The organism is Mucilaginibacter sp. P2_A4, from assembly GCF_056405015.1.
Map to the genome: position 1 here is coordinate 1 of NZ_JBFUCX010000013.1, position 24,196 is coordinate 24,196.

At 42.0% G+C, this 24,196-nt stretch carries 13 protein-coding genes; 8 read left to right on the forward strand and 5 right to left on the reverse strand.

The genetic code is table 11. The features are described from left to right. Positions 1-856 (forward strand): ROK family protein (locus tag AC1DYB_RS21930; protein ID WP_477437992.1); only part of this gene is annotated, 856 nt, incomplete at its 5' end. 331 nt (positions 857-1,187) lie between these two features. Here the strand turns inward: AC1DYB_RS21930 and AC1DYB_RS21935 are convergent. Continuing rightward, positions 1,188-1,547: an alpha/beta fold hydrolase gene (locus AC1DYB_RS21935; RefSeq protein ID WP_477437994.1), complete on the reverse strand. Its 360-nt coding sequence runs from the start codon at positions 1,545-1,547 to the stop codon at positions 1,188-1,190. 54 nt (positions 1,548-1,601) lie between these two features. Here AC1DYB_RS21935 and AC1DYB_RS21940 point away from each other — a divergent pair, with 54 nt between their 5' ends. After that, positions 1,602-1,910: a hypothetical protein gene (locus tag AC1DYB_RS21940; RefSeq protein ID WP_477437996.1), complete on the forward strand. Its 309-nt coding sequence runs from the start codon at positions 1,602-1,604 to the stop codon at positions 1,908-1,910. A gap of 140 nt (positions 1,911-2,050) precedes the next feature. Here the strand turns inward: AC1DYB_RS21940 and AC1DYB_RS21945 are convergent, their stop codons facing one another. After that, positions 2,051-3,433 carry a SusD/RagB family nutrient-binding outer membrane lipoprotein gene (locus AC1DYB_RS21945; RefSeq protein ID WP_477437998.1) on the reverse strand — a complete coding sequence of 461 codons (1,383 nt, stop codon included), beginning with the start codon at positions 3,431-3,433 and terminating at the stop codon, positions 2,051-2,053. A gap of 30 nt (positions 3,434-3,463) precedes the next feature. Beyond that, positions 3,464-6,487 (reverse strand): SusC/RagA family TonB-linked outer membrane protein, encoded by a 3,024-nt coding sequence (locus AC1DYB_RS21950; RefSeq protein WP_477438000.1) that lies wholly within the window; start codon positions 6,485-6,487, stop codon positions 3,464-3,466. Between the two features lie 328 nt (positions 6,488-6,815). On the opposite strand from AC1DYB_RS21950, the gene AC1DYB_RS21955 reads away from it, so the two are divergent. Beyond that, on the forward strand, positions 6,816-8,234 hold the full coding sequence (locus AC1DYB_RS21955) for a DUF6055 domain-containing protein (protein ID WP_477438002.1): 1,419 nt from the start codon (positions 6,816-6,818) through the stop codon (positions 8,232-8,234). A gap of 109 nt (positions 8,235-8,343) precedes the next feature. Here the strand turns inward: AC1DYB_RS21955 and AC1DYB_RS21960 are convergent, their stop codons facing one another. Both AC1DYB_RS21960 and AC1DYB_RS21965 read right to left on the reverse strand, forming a co-directional pair. Further along, on the reverse strand, positions 8,344-10,746 hold the full coding sequence (locus AC1DYB_RS21960; RefSeq protein WP_477438004.1) for a glycoside hydrolase family 127 protein: 2,403 nt from the start codon (positions 10,744-10,746) through the stop codon (positions 8,344-8,346). Between the two features lie 22 nt (positions 10,747-10,768). Further along, complete coding sequence (locus AC1DYB_RS21965) at positions 10,769-13,138, reverse strand: beta-L-arabinofuranosidase domain-containing protein (protein WP_477438006.1); 2,370 nt, start codon at positions 13,136-13,138, stop codon at positions 10,769-10,771. Between the two features lie 232 nt (positions 13,139-13,370). On the opposite strand from AC1DYB_RS21965, the gene AC1DYB_RS21970 reads away from it, so the two are divergent. The 5 genes from AC1DYB_RS21970 (at position 13,371) to AC1DYB_RS21990 (ending at position 24,161) form a co-directional block, all read left to right on the forward strand. Beyond that, entirely contained in the window at positions 13,371-14,309 is a 939-nt protein-coding gene (locus AC1DYB_RS21970; protein ID WP_477438008.1) for a dihydrodipicolinate synthase family protein, read from the forward strand. Between the two features lie 604 nt (positions 14,310-14,913). Further along, a complete protein-coding gene (locus AC1DYB_RS21975; protein ID WP_477438010.1) occupies positions 14,914-15,816 on the forward strand; it encodes an AraC family transcriptional regulator in 903 nt (300 codons plus the stop codon). 13 nt (positions 15,817-15,829) lie between these two features. Continuing rightward, positions 15,830-18,061: a putative Ig domain-containing protein gene (locus AC1DYB_RS21980; RefSeq protein WP_477438012.1), complete on the forward strand. Its 2,232-nt coding sequence runs from the start codon at positions 15,830-15,832 to the stop codon at positions 18,059-18,061. 97 nt (positions 18,062-18,158) lie between these two features. Beyond that, a complete protein-coding gene (locus AC1DYB_RS21985; RefSeq protein WP_477438014.1) occupies positions 18,159-20,477 on the forward strand; it encodes a S9 family peptidase in 2,319 nt (772 codons plus the stop codon). 501 nt (positions 20,478-20,978) lie between these two features. Then, on the forward strand, positions 20,979-24,161 hold the full coding sequence (locus AC1DYB_RS21990; protein ID WP_477438016.1) for a SusC/RagA family TonB-linked outer membrane protein: 3,183 nt from the start codon (positions 20,979-20,981) through the stop codon (positions 24,159-24,161). Positions 24,162-24,196: the final 35 nt, after the last annotated feature.

The window sequence follows — 24,196 nt, forward strand, 5'->3', positions numbered from 1 at the left end:
GATGAAGGATATTAAAGTTATAGGAATAGATCTTGGCGCTACAAACATACGCGGGGCGGTAGTAACGGGAAATGCCCTATCTGATATTGTTTCGGCACGTATCCATAGTGATGGTTCTGTTGAGGATGTGCTGAATGATATTTACCAGGTGGTGGATGCTTTGATAGATGATTCGGTAAAAGCGATAGGCATCGGTGTACCCAGCGTAGTGGATGTAGCGGAGGGTATTGTTTATGATGTGCTGTATATTCCCTCGTGGATAGAAGTGCCTTTGAAAAAATTAATGGAGGCACGCTATCATGTCCCCGTTTTTGTAAATAACGATGCCAATTGCTTTGCCGTGGGCGAGTATCATTTTGGGAAAGGCAACGGGGTTGATTCTATGATTGGTTTAACACTGGGTACTGGTTTAGGTGCCGGTGTAATCATTAATAATAAGCTGTATGCCGGGTACAATTGCGGAGCGGGAGAGTTCGGCTTGTTCAATTACCTGGATAACATACTGGAGTATTATTGCAGCGGCTCTTTCTTTCAAAATGTGTACCAGTTGGATGGTATACAGGTTTTTGAGGATGCAAAAAAAAACGATGCCCGGGCGTTGACCTTATACGCAGAATTGGGCACACATATAGGGCATGCCATTAAAATGGTGATGTATGCTTATGACCCACAACTGATCATTTTGGGCGGATCGGTGCGGCATGCTTATGATTTCTTCCAGGCAAATATGTGGCAGCAGATCAAAACCTTTGCCTATACCAAATCGGCAGAGCGGATCAGGGTAGAAATATCAGCCTTAGAAAATAGCGGTATTTTGGGCGCAGCGGCATTGTATTATGATGCAACCAATTATTGATCCTCTGTTTAGGTTACCAGCTTTAACACGTTAGTAAACGATGCAAAACAGTGAAAGAGCTAAGTGTTAGTAATGCCGGCCTATATATTTATTATCAACAATAAGTTTTTTCAGGGCCGGGGGATTGATTATACCTTCTGTGGTATACACTATTTTACCATCACCATAATGGTTTACAGTTTAGAGAGATAAAAGGTTTTCTGTTAATTGGTTACATAAAATTAGTAGGAAACAACAAATTCTAAAAACTGCACACCTTATTGTATGCAAATGAAGTAGTAAAATACAGGCTAATGCTGACTGACCGAGCTCTTTTTAATGCAATTATGTTTCACTTTAAAAAGGTATTTAGATAACTTAATATTGTGTTCGTCTGCATCATCAGGCTAACATGCCCCTGTGAAGGCACAATGGCCAATTGTGATTTTGGCAATGTACCCAGATCAGCGGAAACGCCTCCTCCTAATAGCTTATATGTTTTCATTAACTCAATTTTATCCAGTCCATCGTTGTCACCGGCTATGATTAATACAGGCGCAGAAATTTTCGAAATATTGGAGTCTCCGAAGTCAAATGGCATTGAAGCGAAAGCGATCATCTGCTCTAAGAACTTAGTCCATTTTGTCTTATCGGGTGACACAGCCTCATATGCGGCATTCATAGGAGTGTTTGTAAAAAATTCAGGCTTCAATGTTTTAAACGCGTTGCCTACTTCAGGCAGCCAACCGCTAGTATGGGCGGCTCTGTGGCTTACAAATTTGCTATACAAAGTCCTAAACGGTTAAGAAAATTAGTGATCATTTCTCCAACTTATAAAAGTAGCGCCAAAGCTGATCTGCAGGGGTTAAAACCATTGATTGACGCCCTAACCAAAGAAGAAACTGCATTTGGACAATACTGGGCAATTCAGGCTTTGGCGCGCCTGGCTGAAAAGTTCCCGTTGAAAGACCTGGAAGAAACGGAAAAGGAGAAATTGAAAATATTTTACAATAATTTACCCAAGCCATCAGACCGGCAGTATGAATTGCGGAAAATATTATCAGGTATTATTTAACACAGCAAGATTGGATAACGGGCCGAAAGAATAGTGATCTCATGTTCTAAAGATGACTTGTAGCCAGATGGAGTTTCTGAAAACAAAAAATCCCCCTGATGCCAGGAGGATTTTTTTATGAAGTGAAAAGTTAAATAATGTTATAGTGCATCCCACCAAACCCTATCGGTAAGTTTAGCACTTTGCTGGGGTTGTGCGTTGGTTAAAATCTCGCTTTGCGGATATAACAGCCTCCGTGGAATATCTGATAACGCACCGTTTGATTTGGTAATAGCAGGGTAGCCAGTCCGTCTCCAGTCACTGAAATTTTCGATATTGAAGAAATTAGCTATGCTTTTCTCTTCCATTATCCGTTGAATGGCATTGCCCGCAGTAAGTGTGCCTCTTTGCAGCACGTAAGCGTTGGCGTCGCCGGTAGTTACCGAAAGCTTGGCCATATTTAGTTTAACCGCGTCCTGGTATATTGGCTGCGCTGCTGCTGCTCCGGATTTGATGAATGTAGCCTCGGCTTTCAGGAACAATGCTTCTTCGTAATTGAAGATATAATTAGGAGAGTTTGCTCCGGCATAAAAATCTGCCGGGTATGAATAGGTCGATAGATCGCCGGTGACTTCACCAACTGTTCGTCCATGATATAATTTGGTCGATTCGGCTGGTTTTACAATTTTACTCAGTCGGGGATCAAAACGGCTTTTAAATCCTTCAACATAGGTGTTGTTCAACACGTAAGTAGTAACCGGCGAAAAGTTAAGACTGATGGTGTTCTCGCTGCCTGCAGCACCTGAATATGCAAACTTCAAATCATCGTCGCTGCTTCCCATCCCCTTAGTAAGTGCGGCTAAGGCAAGGTCTGCTTGTGTTGCAGCGGTGTAACCCGGGGCCTTGGTAAGGTGCATATAATAACGCGCCTTTAAGGTATAGGCCAGTCTTTTCCACTTACCCATATCGCCGTTATAAAAGTAATCGTCGCCTGCTGGTTTGGTAGTGCTGTTTTTTTCGATATCTGCAATGCCGTTATCTAAAAGCGTTTGAACCGCTTTGTAAATGTCTTCCTGTTTATCATAAACGGGAGTAAGTTTGTCGTTACCCTTAAAGGCTTGTGAATAGGGGATATCGCCCCAGATATCTGTGGCTGTTCCTAATGTGTAAGCTGATAAGATTTTAGCGATAGCGGAATAATTGGCTTGCCCATCGGCAGTGGCTTTGGTATCAAGAATTTTAAGATTATTAAGAATGTTTACATAATAATTAAACCAATCGCCATCCAAATCAATATTGAATAACTGGTAGTTCCATATACCAGGATTAGGCTGGTTGGCCGTTATCGTTTGCATAAAATTTTGTACAATGATGCTGGCATTGCCGGCGTAAACCTGGTCAGATACGTTTAATTCAACAGGAGCCAGCAATAGTGATTCCTGAACATCGATGGGATTGTTTGGGTCTTTATTTACATCCAACACCTTTTTACAACTGCTTGTTAAAGCTATCAGAACAAGCAGATATATCGTTATTTTTTTCATTTGATAATTTTTAAATCGGTTAAACATGGGTTAAAAACCTAACTTTAATGACAGGTTAAATGACCTTGCAGTTGGTGTTGAAAAAGCATAAATGCCTTGCACGCCATTGGCGCTGCCATAGGAGCTAACTTCAGGATCGGCGCCGGTAAAGTGTGGGCTATAAATCCAGAGGTTACGGCCGGTTACTGTTAACGAAGCATTTTTAAATGGAGTTTTTTGTATCATAGAAGGAGAAAGCTGGTAAGCAAAACTTACATTCCTAAGTTTTATATAAGTACCATCCTGTATAGATGATTCGTACTGCCTGCTTTGGTAATAGGTTTGCGCTTTAACTTTAACGGTATTGGGTGCACCGGTAGTTGCGTTAACACCGCTTACTACAAAGGGCTCACGGTTTTCTGTAACCTTAGCGGTTCCGTAAAAGAAGGCAACACTTTCCACATCATTTTGCACGTCGCCATGCATTTTCACATCGAAAAAGAAGCTCAGGCTAAATTGCTTGTAACGGAATGAGTTGCTTATCCCGCCTGTCCAGTCCGGGTTGGCATCACCAACCACTCCCTGCTCAGAATCAACTACAGGTAAACCGGCGTCGTCAATAAGCATTTGTCCGCTGGCGTTGCGTTTGTAGCGTGTTCCATAAAAAATATTATATGGCTGCCCAACAATGATACGTCCTAGCTGGGTGATCTTCTTTTCGTCGTTGATAGCCAATACTTTGTTGCGTATCCGTGTAAAGTTGAGGGTTACATCCCAGCTAAAATCTTTTGATTGAACAGGGCTGGCATTTAACAGCAACTCAAACCCTTTATTCCTGATACTTGCCGAATTAACGGTTGTACCGCCATAACCTGTCGCATTTGAAATCTGGATGCCAGGGATAATGCCATTTAAAGATTTCCGATTGAAATAAGAACCTTCAAAGCTTATTCTGTTATTCAGGAATTTTAATTCTAACCCGGTTTCAAATTCTTTCAGCTTTTCGTTTTGCAGGTAAGGGTTTCCAAGGGTGGAGCTTTGTAAAAATCCTGGCTGGCTCTGGAATGGAAATGGAAAATAACCGGCATTTGTATTTCTACCGGCAAGCACATATGGCGTATTCAAAGCATACGGCCCCACCGCGTCGTTACCCACGGTTGCATAGGATAGGCGAACTTTACCAAAATTCAATACCTGTGTTACTTGTTCAGGTAAAAAATGAGTGAATATAAAACCACCTGCAACTGATCCGTAAGGATAAAACTGCTTTTTCTGGTAAAGTACCGAGCTGCCGTCATAACGGCCGGTGAGCGATAAGATCAGGAATTTATCATATTCAATATTTGCCTGGGAGTAAAAGCCAATTTTTCGTTGAGAGCTGTGGCCTTCAGAACCGGTTAAGGTTGAACCGGCAGATACGTTATAGAAGTCCTGTACAGCCAAACCGGTACCGGTTAAATTGGTGCTTTGCGAGTAAATGGAATTATAGTTATTTCCCAATAACAGGTTCAGATCAAACTTCCCTACTTTCTGGCTTGCATTGGCTATCAGGTCATGATTGAATTGTCTGTAATTAACAACCTGGTCTTTTATCTGGCCCTTTAGGCCGATTGCCGCGCTTGGGTTTTCGGTGTATTTATCCTGTTCGGTATAAATATCAGCGCCAAGCCTTTCAGTTATGGTTAACCATTTGGTAGCGTTATAATTAAAAGTTGTTACCGGTAAAAACCTGTTTACTGTGGCTGTATTGCTGATGTTATCCAATGTCCATAAAGGCGCGTTTCTGGAGAATCTGTAAAGCCGTTGTGAACCATCCGGGTTAAGTACCGGGTAAGGGTTCCATGATATGGGCTGAACTAAAACAACAAACAAAGGTCCGTTACTTGCGCCTTCTGGCAAACGTTCCTGGGCCGAATTTGAATAACCCAGCTGGAAACTTGTCGAAAAGTTTTTTGCAATATTGGTGGTGTATTTAGTAAAAAATGAATGTCTTTTGAAATCGTTGTTAGGTGAAATACCCTGTTGATTTAAATAAGAATAGGAGATAAAGTAAGTAGAGTTGTCATTACCACCGCCAATGCTTAAGGTATTGGTGGTAGTATGCCCGGTTCTGAAGAAAGAGAAAGGATCATAGGTTGGCGCTTTTACACCATTGATTTTAAGGGTATCCATTTTAGGCCCCCAGGATGCGCTGGTTTTCTGGGTTTCGCCGTTGTAAAAAACGCCGCCCGTGCCCTGCCCGTAAGTATTTTGTTTTTCGGGGAAAAGGCCTTTTTCAAAGGAATAGTCGGACGTAAAGGTTATCGCCGCTTTTTTATTAAGTGCACCGCTTTTGGTGGTAATGAGTACAGCGCCAGATGCACCTCTTGAACCATACAGTGCGGTGGCTGCCGCGCCTTTTAAAACGTTGATGCTTTCTATATTATTAGGATCTATATCAATAATACGGCTGCTCCCGGCCCCGGCCGCGCCGCCGCCTATATTGCCGGTTTCCGTGTTATCTATCGGCACGCCGTCAACAACAAATAAGGCTTCATTATTACCGTTTACAGATACCGCACCACGTACCACAATACGTGTAGATGCACCGGCCGTACCAGACGAGGACGTAATTTGTACACCCGACAGCTTACCATCCATAGCATTAATAAGGTTGGGTTCTTTAGCACGACTGAGCTCTTCGCTTTTTATTTCCTGTGTGCTGTAGGTAAGCATGCGTTTTTCGCGTTTAACGCCAATTGCCGTTACCACAACGTCGCTAAGTTGGGTTACATTTTCAGAAAGTTTGATTTCGATAGTGGTCTGTGAAGAAATCGGGACCTCAAATATTTTATAACCCAATGCGTTGACCGTTAAGGTGCCTGGCTTGGTATAACTTATTGAAAAGTTACCGCTCCCGTCGGTGGTTGTTCCGCCGGCGCTCCCTTTTATTTTAACCAGGGCGCCCGGAATGGCTTCCCCTTTTTCTGAACTTACGTGTCCCTTCAGGATAGTCTGAGCGAGAATTGTAAGTATTGAACAACACACAAAAACGTGTGTTAGTAGCAATTTTTTTAGTAATGGTTTGATATACATAATTTTACAATTGAAGGTTTCTGAATTCCAATTTGTAAAGTTATTGGCGGCCGTAATCTGTTTTGTTTATAAATTAACCGAAGCTAACTATATCTTAACTTTTAGCATACCGACTTTAAAATAGCCATGGCTGAAGATGACATCCGGGGTTGGAGTTGAGGTTTTAAACCCCTGAAGGGATGCTGATTTATGTGTCAACGTCGTTAATATATAAGAACAAGTTATCAATATCCTGAATTCCCTGCCGCTTATCATCCTTAATTTTGATTATCGGTAAGGTAACTTACCTAATTCCCTATCCCATTTATTTACCCATAAAAAAGTTCGTATGATACCACGTTATCTGCCTGCATTCCTTTCTCTTTTTTCTGCAACCGGCTTATTTGCCTGCCAACATCCAGCTATAAAAAATGAAGTAAGTCCATTCAAAGTAATATCGCCCGGTAAAAATCAATCAGATACATTGGCAAAAACGATCTATTACCCCCGCAGCGTATGGATGGTGCCCGACAGTAATGATTATTCCAATAATAACAGCGTCTTCAGTAACCAAAGGAAGGTTGAATCGGCAGATATAGCCATGTTTTGGGCAAAGGAGTACGGCAACACGCCAATAACTTATTCTGAACCTGCCAGGCGATTTAACCCTATGACAGCAGTAAGTGAACTGGAGCGCTTTTATACTTGTTACAGAGATACCCTAAAGTTTGTTACAAAAGGCAAATCATTAACCGACGGTTATAAGATGCTCACCTACGTTTTTTTTAGCAATACCGATGGTACTGCATACGGTGGCGGCATTGAAGACAAGATTGGCGCTTTGTGGACACCCGCTGTAAGGATAAGTGCTAATCCGTATGGGGCGTTGGCGCATGAACTTGGCCATTCATTTCAATTCATGGTACACGCCGATGGCGCATGGGGGTTTACTTCGGCACCTGCTGGCAGCCATGGGCAAAGCATATTTGAAATGACCTCTCAATATATGCTGTTTCAGAATTACCCCAGCTGGATGACATTTGAAAATTACCACCTGGTGAGTTTTATGAAGCAAACGCACCTGGCATTTTTACATGAGGAGAATCAATATCATTCGCCCTATGTATTAGAATATTGGTCGGGTAAACGGGGCCGCGATTTTGTAGGTAAACTTTGGCGCAGCGCAGTTAAGGGAGAAGATCCTGTGATGGCCTATAAACGGTTAACTGGGCTGAGCCAGGCTAAGTTTAACGATGAGATGTTTGATGCTTACAGAAAATTTATAACCTGGGATATGGCACGTATAGACGGCGCCGCAAAACCTTATGCCAATCAGCACATGAGTACGTTAAACAGTGTAGGTGATGGTTGGTACCGTATTGCTGAAAGTAACTGCCCTCAAAATTATGGCTATAATGGTATTAAACTAAATGTACCGGCTGCGGGGACAAAGGTTACCCTGAATTTTAAAGGCATTGCCGGCGCTGCCGGTTATCGCGCAATAAATATTGACAAGGCCGGCTGGCGATATGGTTTTTTGGCTGTAAAAGAGGATGGCAGCAGAGTTTATGGCAATGTTTATTCAAATGCCAATGGTACCGCCAATTTTACCGTGCCAGCAAATACCGCTTATTTATGGCTGGTAGTAAGTGGTTCCCCAACCCAGCATTGGGAACACGTGAGCGATGGGAATGTAAATAATGACGAAGAATGGCCGTACCAGATCAAACTATCAGGCACTACGCTGCATAGTTCTGTTATTAAATAATTGAAATCGCGATATTCTTGTCCAGAAATGGCAAGAGATAAAAAAGGCCTGAACTGCGGGGATTAAACCGCGATTCAGGCCTTTTTACTGGCTGGCTGCTATAGCTTTTTTATTTCACCGTCCATTCATGAATGCCGGTAGAATTGTCGGCCGGGAGCTGGATCACCATTTTTAAAGCAGTGGTGTTAACCGGTTCAAACGTTACCTTGTTATAATTATCCTTGCTTACGGTATAGGGAGTTGTGTTTTTTACAGGTACCCATTCTCCGTCTTTTTTATAAAATAGCTGGTATGAAGCTGGTATACGGCAGCCTCCCCATGGTCCATCGTCATACCAGTATACTTTCGATTCGCTAACGGTATGTTCGGCATTAAAGTCATACTGCACATATTCGCTGGTATTATGGGCCGGCCACCAGTGCATGTAAGGATAGTTAGTATCGCCAGAGCTGGTTGGCTCGTACTGGTCTTTAATAGCCATGTACATTCTTTTGTTTTTTAATGACGAGGATACTGTACTTGTGCTGGCGATGGTTGGTGCCGGTTTCGGGCTTGCGGCCGATGCTTCATAAGGTATCCATACCGTCATTTCACTTGGCCCGCGGTTGGCCCAGGCATAATAGGGGATGGCCTTTACTTTTTGGTCTGTTTCTATCAGGCTATCGCTGTTTAACTGTCTTTTGGTACTTTTGCCGCCAATACTAATAACGTCCACACCATTTAACAAATCGGCTTTATAATTTGCTTCGGCAATGGCATTTTTATCAATTAATATGTTCTGAACAAGGCTGTCGCGGTTGTCTGGTCCTTCAAGGCAATAAACTATCGGTCCTCGTTCGAATGCAAAACGGCCTCTGTCGTCTTTTACTTTCTCATTAGCCAAAACTTTTTCGGTTTCCAAAGGCAATGCCAGGGAAATTTTATCGCCCTTTTTCCAGTTACGGTTTAAAACAGCATAGCCTTTTTCGGTTACAAACGAGGTTGCTTTGCCATTTACATAGATAACAACAGGCAGCGGAGTTTTATTCATAAATGTATACAGGTTGCCTGGAACGGGTTGCAGTTTGGCCCAGCCTGGTATACGTATCCTTAAGGTAAAGGCTGTTGTTTTTACAGGATTAACTGTAATATCAACTTGTCCTTTCCACGGATAATCCGTTTGTTGAACAATGTTTACGTTGCCCGAAGTAAGTTTAATATTGCTGGAGTTGCTCATAAACAGGTTTACGTAAAGATCATTTTTGTTTTTGGCGTAAACGTAACCCGGCAACGATGGTAAAAACCGCGTCATGTTACTGATGCAACAGGCACAGCTGATCCAGGCACTGCGTTGGTGCTGAAACATGGAAGCTAAGGGGTTGGGGTAAAAGAAACGATCACCGCTTAATGATACGCCCGATAGCAGACCATTATAAAGTGTTCTTTCCAATACGTCAATGTATTTTGAATCGCCATGCAGTAAAAACATACGGTTGTTCCAGTAAACATTACCAATGGCCGCGCAGGTTTCTGCATAAGCCGACATATTGGGCAGCTGGTAAGCATCACCAAAAGCCTCGCCGGCACCGGTAGCACCTATGCCGCCCGTGATGTATAACTTCTTATTAACCACATCGCCCCAGATATCATCAATGGCGTTTAAATATTTGGTGTCGCCGGTTAACGCGGCAATATCAGCCATGCCGGTGTACATGTAGGCGGCACGTACAGCGTGGCCTTCGGCTTCATGCTGATCAACCACTTTTTTATTGGCCTGGTTATAGGCATCTCCTTTTGGTCCGCGTACATCTAAAAAGAATTTAGCCAGATCAAGGTATTGCTTGTTGCCGGTAACCCTGTACATTTTTGATAAACCAATCTCCACTATCTGGTGACCAGGATATTCTTCGATCTTGCCTGGTCCAAAGGTTTTTACCAGCAGGTCGGCGTTTTTTATGGCGATATTAAGCAGGGTGCGTTTGCCTGTAGCCTGGTAATGGGCAACAGCGGCTTCGTATAAATGCCCGCAATCATACAACTCGTGACTTAATATCTCTTCATTTACCCAGCGTTTATCACCAATCCATTCGTGCGGTTTTTTAGCATGCACCGTACGGAAGGTGTACAGGTAGCCATCAGGTTCCTGGGCAGCACCAATAATATTAATAAGCGTATCTATGTATTTGTCAAGCGTTGGGTTCTTTTTATTTTGCATGGAATAAGAAGCACCCTCAATTGCCTTGTAAACATCCGTATCATCAAACGGAAACTCGCTTAGCTTATCGCCATCCAGCTGCTTGCTGGCACGCAAAAAGTTATCCATGCGGCCATTTTTTTTGCATTGCGCAAGCACGTAGGGGATGGTTACATTGGCGTTAACCTCCATTTTGGGTTCCCAAAATTTATCGTTCACGTGTACGCTGGTGAATGCTACAGGCTGTATAGGGTAATCCTTTTGCTGCCCAAACACCACGCTGCTTATTCCTATCATCGATAATAGCAAACAAGCTGCTTTTCCTTTTCTTATCATCATATAGTTTCTTGAATTGTTTTATTTAGTTTTTTACCATGCGGCTGCCATAAACCGGGCCCGCACTGTTGTCTTTTTTGGGTAATAATTTAACGGTTACTTTTTGTTTACCTTTAGTTAGTTCTATAGGGATAACATAGCTGATATCATAAAAGCGGCTTTCCTTATATTGGTTCAAATCTTCGGTAGATAGTTTAATGCCGTCTATCATAATATCAAATGTACGGCCCCTGTTATCCATACCCCAGTAGGTATTAATGAGCGTGTTTTGACCGTTGGCGTCAACCTTCATTTCATATTGCAGATAACCCCCGTTTTCGGTTGATCGCCATTTTTTCTGATGATCTTCCCCTGTGATCGCGTTTTCTCCGCCAAAATTGTGGTCGCGTTCGGGTTGCATTTCGCCTATGCGCAAAATATCTGTGGTGCGCGCTTCCAGTTCCTGTTGTTTCTTCCTTTGCTCATCGTACGCCTTTTGCTGTATAGCCCATGATTCTGGCGTAAACACATCCCAATAAACAGAATAGTATTCGTTTTTGGTTTGATTAAAAGGGATTAGCTTAACCTGGGTTGGTTGGGCAATATTGGAGGCATTAAAGCTTAATTGCTTTTTATCAACCATCTGCAGCCACTTGTTGGGGTCTGTTTCGCTGGTTACAAATACAGGTACACCTTTAAGCGGGTCGGGTTCGGTATTGCCTAAAATGCCTGCCAATAAAACTGGTCCGTAAAATACCGCGCGCCTGTTGGCGTTATCCGGCATGGCTTCGGTGTAAACATTCTCCGGCATGGTAAATTCAATTTTATCATTGTTTTTCCATTTGCGGTTTAAAACCAGGTAACCTTGTGCATCTGCAGTAAGCTGTTGCTTTTTCCCGTTTATGCTGATACTGGTATTGCCGGCCCATTTAGGTTTACGTACCCGGATAGCCATCTGAACAGGTTTTACGGTTGTCACTGTAAGTGTGGTTCTGTCACTTTCGGGCAGGTTGCTTTCCTGTTTTACTGATAAACCTTTTTCTTTCCAGCTTAATACCGATGGGATAAATAAATTAACATATAGGCTGCCATCTGCACCTCTGAAATATATGCTTTCGTTATACTTAACATGGTTTTCCATGCCCGAACCTACGCAGCAGGTAAAGGTATCAAAGGGGCTGCTATAATCCTTTTTTCCACCCATCCTCAAGGGTACAAAGTAACACATCATACCTGTTTCATGGTTTTGCGATGCCAGGATGTGGTTATATAAGGCCTTTTCGTAATAGTCCATTAATTTAGCCGATGGCTCAAGCGCAAATAAATGGCGGGTGAGTTTAAGCATATTATAGGTATTACAGGTTTCTGTCGTGTTTTCTGTAAGCTTATCGTTTAGTTTGTTGGGTTCGCTTAAATACTCATAATTGCTATTACCGCCGGTGGCATACGAGTGATTATTTACAATGGTTTCCCAAAAGAAATCGGCAATAGCCTTGTCTTTTTTATCGCCGTTTAACTCGTAACGCCTGGCGCTGGCAATTATTTTAGGAATCTGCGTGTTGGAATGTTTACCAGGCAAAATATCCTTTTTTTCAGCAAGCGGATCCAGGATGCGTTTATCATAAAATTTATAGGATAGGTCAAGATATTTTTTGTCGCCGGTGATGGAATATAAATTAACAAGGGTTTCTGCCATACCTCCATATTCGCAAAGCAACATTTTCTGTAGCTTTTCATCATCAAGATTTTTGATGGTTTCGCCTGTCCAGTCGGCCATGCCTTTGCATATTTTTAGCGCCTGGGTATTGTTGCAATATAAATAGGCATCTAATAAGCCCGCCATCACCTTATGTACAGTGTACCATGGCGACCAGCCTCCGTTCAAGTCGAAACCGCGTGAACGGATATCGCCTTTTGCCACTTCGGCCCAAACGGTATCTTCTTTTGGTATAGCGCCTACATAACCCGTTTTACGTGCAACCTGGCATTCTCCCAATTCTTTAACTATATAGTTTACGCGTTTTAAAAATTGTGGTTGGCGGGTTGACGCATAGTGCATAGATATGGCCGATAGGTAGTGACCAAGCGTATGGCCTGCTAACCCGGATGACTCCCAGCCTTCGTACATTTTTCCTTTTGGTTTCAACCCAGAGTGAGAGCGGAAGCCAGATAATAACCTGTCCGGCTCAACTGATAACAGGTATGCTGCATCAACCTGCATTGCCTGTTTAAAAGGGCTGTTTAGTAATTGTACATCTTTTAAATCAAAAGTGTAGGCCTTGATCTCGGTTTGAGGTTTTACTTTTAAACGGGTCTCGTTCCACTCGGGTACGTATGATTGTGCATAAGTTATGTTGGCGGTAAAAAAGCCCGACACAACAACCACATTTAACATAAACCATTTTTTATTTACCATAGCATTATCGGTTTGTTAGATCATTTTTTGAAAAATCTAAATTACTACGGAGGAACGAGCTATTTTTAATCATTATTTGCTATAAATAGCAGGATTTTAGCTTGTTTATTTTACAGCCTTAAATTAAATCATTACCCGGCCGATGTATTATGTTAATATATGGTAATGTTGTGTTAAATTAATAAATAAATACCCTGTAAAACGCTGATACTTTTGATAAAAATATTTAAGAATGATAACTTTTGACTGGAAAGGCGTATTCCCTGCGGTAACAACCAAGTTCACCGATAGTGACGAAATTGATTTTGATGCTTTTGACATCAACTTAAATGCACAGCTTGAAGCCGGTGTTGACGGCTTTATTTTAGGCGGATCATTGGGCGAAGCCAGTGTGCTTAGCGATGATGAAAAGTTTGCGTTATTAAAACATACCATTGCTTATGTTGATGGTAAAGTGCCGGTGATTTTAAACATTGCCGAGCAAACAACCAAAGCCGCTGTGGCCTGTGCCCAAAGAGCGTTTGATACCGGTGCCGATGGCCTGATGCTGTTGCCGCCAATGCGTTACAACAGCGAAGAGCGCGAAACGCTTGCTTATATTGGCGCGGTTGCCAAAAGCACAGCGCTCCCGATCATGATCTACAATAACCCGGTTGATTATAAGGTTGAAGTTACCCTGAACATGTTTGAGCAGCTGGCTGCTTATGATAATATCCAGGCGGTAAAAGAATCCACCCGCGATGTATCCAACATTACCCGGATGTTTAATCGTTTTGGTAATCGTTTTGCGGTGTTTACCGGTGTTGATCCGTTGGCTATGGAAAGTTTGGTAATGGGAGCCGATGGCTGGGTTGCCGGTTTGGTTGATGCCTTCCCCAAAGAAACAGTGGCCATTTACCGTTTGGTAAAAGCCGGCAGAATAGCCGAAGCACTTACCATTTACCGTTGGTTTTTACCGGTACTTGAGCTGGATATCCACCCCAAACTGGTACAATACATTAAACTGGCCGAAGTGGCTACCGGTATAGGTACCGAGAATGTACGTGCCCCGCGTTTGCCACTAATTGGCGATGAGCGTGCCAAAGTACTAAAGATCATTAACGATGCATTAGCTGTTCGCCCGGAATTACCTATAGGCAGCTGGGGAAAGCGAAGTGAAGTTGAAGTATAGAACTAAGATGAATTTCCATTAATATAGGTTGGTTAAGCCGAAGGTATGTGCCTTCGGCTTTTGTTTTAAAATGGCAGCTCAAACAAGGTAGCCATTTTTTTATAAAGAGACAGAAGCCATGCGGCAGCTATATAATACAGGTGTCGCCCTACAATACAAACGCTTTAAGTAAAGCGTAAGAGACTTTGCCCAAATATCTAAAATCTTCCCTCGCTCAAGCAATTCCGAAAAAGAGAAGTATTAATCATCTTCTTTTTATAGCGGTTTATCTAAAATCGGCTATCCAACAAGTAAAACTTAAAAAAAAACGTGCAATTGAAAAGTTGATTGGAGGGATTGTATATGATTTTTTTGATTAAACAGGAACCTGGTAACTTTTCTCTTTTTTAAAAGTTTATTTGGAGATAAGAGGGGTTTGGTGTTCTGTTATGTGATATTGTTGTGTAATTGACAATTATTATATTGGATACTTAAGCTTTGCCGATATCAAGTGTTGTATTTACAATATATTAACATGTTGTGGCTGTAAATTATCTTTTTGACGTTAATATTTGGATTTTAATATTAAATGATTGTAAATTAAACACTAATTAATCCTGTCATTATGAAAGTTTTACAATTTACTATTCCGGTGCCGCATGATAAAAGCGTAATCGCAGAAAAGGTTTGTCAACCGTATCATTATCCTTATTTACACCGCCATAAAGAAATTCAGCTTACATGGATTAAGAAAGGTGAGGGAACTTTAATTGTAGGAAACAATATGCATGATTATGTGGCAGGTGATGTGTTTTTAATAGGCGCCAACATGCCCCACGTATTTAAAAGCAGCCCCGAGTATTTTTTACCAAACTCTGGTAAAGTAGTGGAAGCATTAACTGTTTTTTTTAATTCTGATGGAGTGCTGGCCAATGTATTCAATCTTCCGGAGATGAAGCCAAGCGCTATTTTTATACAACAGCACCAACAGGGCTTTAAATTGCCTAACTATATTTTAGATAAAATTTATGGGGCCATGAATCTTTTAGAAGATCAGGGTGGTTTGGATCAGTTTATGGCTTTTTTAAACCTTTTAAAGGAATTTACCTGTATCAGGGCAAAATTAGATCCTTTATCTACCTATGGCAATTTGCCGGGAATAACAGAAAACGAAGGTATCCGTATAGGTAGTATTTATAATTATATCATGCAGCACTTTATGGAGGATATAACTTTAGAGGATGTTGCAAAGGTTGCTTTTATGACTCCAGAGTCTTTTTGCCGGTATTTTAAAAAACATACCGGGCATACATTTGTAACTTTTCTTAACGAAGTAAGAATTAACGAAGCCTGTAAAAAACTGATAGCACACCGCTTTGAAAGCATTAATACAGTTGCTTACAAATGTGGATTTAAGAGCATTACCAATTTTAACCGCGTTTTTAAACTTATCATAGGCAACTCGCCACGCGGGTACCTGGATAATTATCATAATAATATCATTACCCTTGCCCGTGCGGCCAGCTAACAAACATCCTATCGTGATCAAATTTCTTTTCCTGATAACTTTTTCGTTTTCAGTCCAGTTAGCCTACAGCCAAAATAATGGCTACATCAACTTACCTGTTGCAAAGTTTTCTACCGGTGATGTTAGTGACTGGAAGAGCCCCGCTTTTAATGATAGCCAATGGAAGGATATTAAAGTTGGCGAAGTATGGCAAAGCCAGGGTTATCCAGACTATCATGGCTATGCTTGGTATAGGATACATGTTACCATCCCATCGTCATTAAAACAAAGGGCGGTATGGGGTGATAGTTTACGGGTCTTTTTAGCTCACGTAAACGATGCTGATGAAACTTATCTTAATGGTACATTGATAGGTAAAACAGGGGCATTTCCTAATGACCAGGGCGGTTACGTAAGCAAGTGGCCAGCTATCCGCAATTATTGTGTGGCGGCCGCCAGTACTGCCATAAAATGGGATGCAGAAAATATTATTGCCATAAAAGTTTTTGATGGCGGAGGTTCCGGCGGCATATTTATGGGGTCGCCATTTATTGATATGCTCGAAAAGTTTGATGGTATCGCATTTAATCTTTCCTCAATAGAATTTTTGCCTGGCCGCAAAGCTGAACGTAAGTTAATAGTAAGCAATAAATTCAATACTGCCATATCGGGAGTATTTCATTACCAGGTAATTGATGAGTTAAAGGATAAGGTTATTGAAGATAAAACGATACCTGCTTCTTTAGCTGCATACTCTGGGAAAGCTTTTACAATCACCTTTCCGCACCGCGAGGGTATAAAGCTGATGTATGATTTTAAAGAGTCTGCATCAGGAAAAATACAAAGCTATACGGAGATAGCACCTTACATTTTAACACCTGGCGAATCGCTTAAACCGGTTATCAATAGTGCTGCTGTTTTGGGCGTTCATGCAGGTTCGCAGATTATATACAAAATACCGGCAAGCGGGAAAAAACCACTAAAATATAACACAGGTAAACTGCCTGCTGGCTTAAACTTAGATACAAAGACCGGAATTATTACAGGAAGCATCCCCAAAAATGGTAGTTATCATTTAGCTATTACCGTAATTAATAGTGTAGGTAAGGATAAAAAACTGTTTACCATAAAAGTTGGCAACCAGTTGGCTCTCACCCCGCCTATGGGCTGGAACAGCTGGAATTGCTGGGGACTGAGCGTTAGTGCAGAAAAAGTTAAAAGTTCGGCCCAGGCAATGATTGATAAGGGCCTTACAGACTATGGGTGGAATTACATCAATGTTGATGACGGCTGGCAGGCAGCTAAAAGATTGAGTTCTGGTGAGCTCATTCCAAACGAAAAATTTCCCGATATGGCGGCTCTTGGCAGGCAGCTACATCGCGAAGGGTTAAAATTTGGTATTTACTCATCTCCCGGAGCAAAAACCTGCGGTGGTTTTTTAGGCTCATTGGGTTATGAAGCAATTGATGCAAAAACATACTATAACTGGGGAGTAGATTATTTAAAATATGACCTGTGCAGTTACACGGATAACACTGCCGGCGATACTACTCTTTTTGCCCAGCAAAAGCCCTACATGGTTATGCGCGATGAATTGAAAAAGCAGCCACGGGATATAATTTACAGTATCTGCCAGTATGGTATTCATGATGTATGGAAATGGGGCAAACAAATGAACGGTAACCTATGGCGTACAACAGAAGATATTACGGATACCTGGGAAAGCCTTTATAGTATCGGTTTTAGTCAAACCAATAATGCGGCCTACGCTCATCCGGGCGGATGGAATGATCCGGATATGCTTATTGTTGGCATGGTAGGTTGGGGAGAGAGTTTACATCCATCAAACCTTACTCCTTATGAACAATATACGCATATCAGTTTGTGGAGCCTGTTATCTGCTCCTTTGTTAATTGGCTGCGATATGAGTAAGCTGGATAAATTTACCCTTAGTTTGCTCAAAAACCGTGAGGTAATAGCTATTGATCAGGATGAACTGGGGGTACAAGCTAAACGGATAATAAATGATAAAAATATACAGGTATGGCTTAAGCCATTAGCCGATGGCGGTTTGGCTGTTGGTATATTTAATATGAGCGAAAAGTATAAAAGCTACAACCTGCCGCTTAATAAAATTGGAATTGATAAAGCCGTTGCTGTAAGAGACGTTTGGAAACAGGAAAACATAGCCCAGGCAGCACATACTATAGCTTTTAATATACCGCCTCATGGTGTAAGATTAATAAAGATTATTAAAGGCAGATAGCCATAATAGGGTAATTGTTGGTTAACAGTTGGTAATTTATTGGCAAAACAAGCTATTTATCCTATGTAATTTTATTACAAACAAAATCCTTATTCCTATGCAATTTTTGCGCTCGCATTTTTCTATTATTTTTTTTACGGTGTTGATTTTGGGGGCAAGAGGCGGTTACGCCCAGCAAAAGCAGATTTCGCCGTATTTACCAACGCATGCCGAAGTTTTGCAGGCATATCAAAACGCGGATATGTTGGATTCTGCATTGAAAAAGATTCCGGTTGTTTATAATGTTAACCCGCATTGGCAGGCAGATAGCAAACTGTTTTGGTATGCCAAAAAAGTAAAAAATAACGCAACCGATTACTTTTTGGTAAATGTGGATCACGGGGATAAACAAAAAGTTTTTGATAGTAAACAAATGGCAGATGCGGTTGGTGCTTTGCTTGGTACGCCTGTGCCCCTTACTAAATTTTACATCAGCGAAATGTTTTTTAGCCCCGACAAAAAGCAGGTTACTTTTAAAACAAACAACAACTGGTTAAAATGCGACCTTGCCAGTTATCGATGTGAAAAAACTACTGATACCGTATTTAAAACTTATGATGCAAGCCTGCCGCTACAATCACGCAGGTATCGTTGGGAGGGCCTGGTAACTGATTCTATTTCGCCGGATAAACAATGGATCGCTTTTGTTAGAGGGGGCAATGTTTTTATCAGGTCTACTAAAGATAATTCAACCATTCAGTTTACCAAAGATGGTAGCAAGGATAAACCTTACGGCGAAGTATCATGGGCGCCGGATAGCAAACACCTGGTTGGCTACCGTATTGATCCCAAAAAAACAAAAGAAGTTTATTACATCTTAAGTTCAGAACCGGGCACAACCCGTGGTGTATTAAAATCTCATGAATATGACCAGCCGGGCGATGAGTTTACTTCCTTTGAACCTTATATATTTTCTGTAGCTGATAAAAACAGTATCAAGGTAGATGCCGAAAAAATTGACTTTTTTGGTGCGCCTGAACTGCATTGGAGGGAGGGCGACAATCAATATTATACCTATGAAAAAGTTGACCGGGGCCATCAGCGTTTCAGGGTTATTGAAGTTGATGTTAAAACCGGTAAAACCCGCAATATTATAGATGAACAAACCAAAACCTTTATTTACGAACAAAGAATTTATACCCGTTACCTTCCTAAAACACATGAAATTGTTTGGGTTACCGAAAAAGACGGCTGGCGCCATGCATACCTGGTGAATGAGCTTACCGGGAGTCAAAAACTAATTACCAGCGGTAGTTGGGTGGTAAGAGATATCGATAGCGTTGACGTTAAGAAAAGACAGATTTGGTTTAAAGCCAGCGGGATGAACCCGGGCGAAGACCCGTATTTTATTCACTATTACCGTATTGGTTTTGATGGTAAAAACCTGGTAAATGTAACCCCCGAAAAGGGTAATCACAGTATTGCATTTTCGCCAGATAGGAAGTATTTCATTGATACCTATTCTGAAGTTAATACTACGCCTCAAATTATACTTAAAAATGCCTTGTCTTTAAAAACGGTTGCAGTTCTTGAGCATACGGATATAACCGGGCTATTGGCCACAGGTGTAAAGCTTCCGGAAGTATTTGTTGCTAAAGCGCGCGATGGTGAAACAGATATATGGGGAGTTATTTACCGCCCTGCCAATATGGATCCTACAGAAAGCTATCCTGTAATTGAAAATATTTATGCCGGTCCGCAGGATTCATTTGTGCCAAAAAGTTTTTCGGTGGCGAATGAAATGCAAAGTATTGCCCAATTAGGTTTTATTGTGGTACAAATAGATGGTATGGGTACGGCCAATCGTTCAAAAGCTTTTCATGATGTTTGCTGGCATAACCTGGCCGATGCCGGTTTTGCTGATAGGATTTTATGGATGCAGGCCATGGCCGCTAAATATCCGCAGGCCGATATTAACAGGGTAGGGGTTTATGGAACATCGGCAGGCGGACAAAATTCTGCAGGTGCATTATTATTTCACCCTGAATTTTATAAAGCAGGCGTATCTGCCTGCGGTTGTCACGATAACCGTATTGATAAACAATGGTGGAACGAACAATGGATGGGTTATCCGGTTGATTTGCATTATGATCAGCAATCAAACATAACCAATGCCGGAAAGCTAAAGGGTAGTTTGTTGCTGATTGTAGGTGAAGCTGATAACAATGTCCCTCCGGAGTCTACTTACCGTTTCGCGGATGCATTGATAAAAAATAGCAAGTATTTTGATCTTTTAACCGTTCCGGGAATGGGGCATGGTGATGGCGGCCCTTATGGACGTAAAAAGAAACGTGATTTTTTTGTAAAACATTTGTTAAACGCCGACCCCCCTGCCCGAAACAGCAACGAACTTAGCGTGGCAGCGCGGGGCGAATAGAGTTATTTTAAAACTATCCGGAGGATGCTGCGAATGCTATTAAGTTAAGAGACTGATAGGCTGCTCCAGAGGAGCAACAGCTTTGTAGTCAATATGCATGTCTGTGTCTTGCGTGCCAGAGGTACGCTACCTAAGGTTCCGTACCTCTGGCACGGAGCTTCTTCATTTTTGCTTTTTTGCTACAAAGCTATTCCCCCGCTGGGGGAGAAACTCATTAACTTAATAGTATTGAGGAGGCTGCCTGGGTGTGTACACGAGCAATTATCCTTTTGAAAAAAAGGTTATTATACAGGCGCGATATTCTTTATCGCGCCTTTTGTGGTATTATAGTGTTTTTCACACTTATTTTTATTATCTGTTTGTTTTTTAGTTATTTAAATTGTTTGAATAGGGTAATATATGAGTATTATGTGTTAAAATAACAATTAAAATAGCTTGTCTGGGTACTTAAATTTAGCATAAATAAAATATTTATCGACAATAGATTTAATGTACCGATTTATGAGAAGAACCTTTACTTACTACAGAAAATTTTTAAGTCTCTTTGCCTTTTTATGCTTGCTGATACCCTGGAGGGCGGTGGCACAAAAGGAAGCGCAAAAAACAGTTACCGGTATTGTAATTGATAAAACAAACGTTGGGTTAACCGGTGTAAGTGTGATTCAAAAAGGCACCACCAATGGAACTGTTACAGATAAGGATGGTAATTTTACCATCAGCCTCAAGGGGCAAAACACCGTACTGCTGTTTCGCCTGGTGGGGTTCAAAACCAATGAGTTTCCGGTTGGGTCCAGAAGTAATTTGCGGGTATTGCTTGAAGATGATCTGAAATCTTTACAGGAAGTAGTACTGATAGGTTACCAGGGTGTACAGCGCCGAAAAACGACAGGCGCAATTGCTACTGTAAAAGGCAAGGATATTGAAAATACACCTTACGCCTCTTTTGACCAGGCTTTGCAGGGACGCGTAGCCGGGTTATCGGTATTGAGTACCTCTGGTGAACCTGGCGCAAGCACTTTAGTGAATATTCGCGGGAGCAGCAATATTAACCAGGGCAGCAGTACCGCACCTTTATATGTAATTGATAATATCATTTATGATGTAAATGATAAACAATCCAGTTATGGCAGCAACCCGTTGGCCATTATCAATCCGAATGATATTGAGTCTATCGATGTGTTAAAGGATGCTTCTGCGGCCGCTATTTACGGGTCGCGTGGTTCAAACGGTGTTATTATCGTTAAAACCAAACGACCAAAACTTGGCATCCCGCAAATCCGGCTCTCCACCTACTATGGAGTATCAGATAAGCCTTCTCTTATCCCGGTGGTTACCGGCGCGGCGGAACGCCGGTTAAAGTTGGGGATATTATATGACCAGGGAACTTACACCGGTATCCAAAACGGTCTTAGTCCACTGTTAACAGATAGTTTAAATACCGCCTTTAACAACAATACAGATTGGCAGGGCCTGTTAACACAGAGGGCAACCTTATCCAGTATTGATGCAAGCATCAGTGGGGCCGAAGAAAAATATTCCTATAAGTTTGCCGTGAACAAGTATTATGAGCAAGGGGTATTACGTGGGTACGATTTTAACAGGTTAACCCCAAGCTTGTTTTTCCAGGTAAACCCGGTTAAGGCCATCCAGTTTAGTACCAATGTTATTTATGGTACTACCAAATCAAAACATGGCATCGGTTCCGGAGATCCTTACGCAACTTATCCGTTCAATATTCAAAGTTTCCCTTCTTCTTTTTTCCAGATCAGGCCGGCCGAGCAGGCTTTGTACCAGGGACGGTATGATGATTTAAGGGATGATGACCGCAAAACGTCGCTTCTGGCAAATTCTCAATTGATCGCGACACTGGCAAAGGGCTTGATCTTTAATAGCAGCTTTTCATACAACGTGGATAACAATACCAGGAATTACTTTTTGCCTGCCGAACTGAATAACGGCGTAAGCAGTGCCTCAACTACCGTTTTGCAACAACGTATCTGGGAGATCAACAACTATTTGTCATACGAGTGGAAAATAAAAGAAAATCATAATTTCTCCGCGCTGATAGGGCAGGGGGCTTATGGTCTTACACGCGACAATTCATTTTTGCAGGGCTTAAACCTCGCTATAGACGGTGTTAAAACCGTGCAAGGCGTTGCCCCGGGTGCTAACTTGATAGGTAACTCTTATTCGGAAGAAAACAGGAAGTTGTCATATTTCGCCCGTTTTAGCTATGATTATAAGGGTAAGTACCTGTTCCAGGCCAACTATCGTCGTGATGCTTCTTCCAAATACAGCATGGCGCACCGCTGGGGTAACTTTCCTTCTGTTTCAGCGGGCTGGATCATCTCTGATGAGCCCTTTTTTAAACCATTGAGTAATGTCATGTCCTTCGTCAAGATTCGCGGAAGCTTTGGTATTACCGGACAGGACCCTTCCAACTATTACGCGCAATACACTACGCTGATATCTGATGCTTCCTATGAGGGATCGGCACTGGCGAATGGTACCGGGGGAGACAGGGGCCTGGTCAATATCCCTACTTATGGAGGTACGCAGGTAGCATATCCTAATTATTATAGTCCGGCAGCATCGCCGGCCATTAAATGGGAAAGCAGCCCGCAGTTTAACATCGGTGCGGATATCAACTTTTTTAACGACAGGATCAACTTCACGGCAGATTATTATATCAGGAATACCAACAACCAGGTATTTTCTATACCCGTACCCATTGTAACAGGATACACTTCTATCAGCAGTAACTTTGTTGGTACCCGTAACACCGGTGTCGAGCTTACCATCAATACCCGTAACATGGGCAGCAAATCGGCATTTCAATGGTCAACCAATTTCAATATCGCGTATAACCAAAATTATGTAACCAAACTGCCAAACGGCAACCGGGATATCACCTACGGCCCTCCTTATTTATCAGAGAACTTAACCGTGGGTAAACCCTTGTTTTATTATAATTCATGGATAGTGAATGGGGTATACAGAACAAATGCTGATGTACCTGTCGATCCGCTTACTGGCCTCCGCCTGCGCCACGGCAGCGGCTCTGGTCCGTTTTACTCTGCCGGCGATCCAATCAGGAAAGACGTGAACGGCGATTATATCATTGACGACAAGGACCGGGTTGAAAACGGCAGTCCTAATCCCAAATTTACTGGTGGTTTTACCAATACATTCAGTTATAAAAACTTTTCGTTAAGCATCCTCACTACTTTTATGTTCGGCAGGGAAATCAGGAATGGTTACCTGTCAGATCTGCTACAGGTAGCAGGCCCGGGCAATCCCTATAGTTTGTATGGTACCAATGCGGCCGTTGCCTTAAAACTGAACAACGGGCAAACATTTTGGCAAAAGCCGGGTGATGTGGCTACGTTTCCTGGGTTGATAGGCAATAACGTAGATAAATGGAATATAGCCCAGTCAACCTATGTTCAAAACGGCAGTTTTATTCGGGTAAGAAGCGCCAGGTTGAGTTATTCACTGCCGGCTAAACTGGCCAGTCGTTACAAGCTGCAATCTATCCGGATCTATTCCATCGTTGATAATATCTACCTTAAAAAATATGCCAACATACCCGATCCTGAACTGGTGAATGTAGATGGCTATGCTAACGGTACATCTTATCCGCAACCCAAAAAAATAACCCTGGGACTTGATCTCGTATTTTAACCGGTAGCGCCCGAATATTTTTACAAAGTAAATTA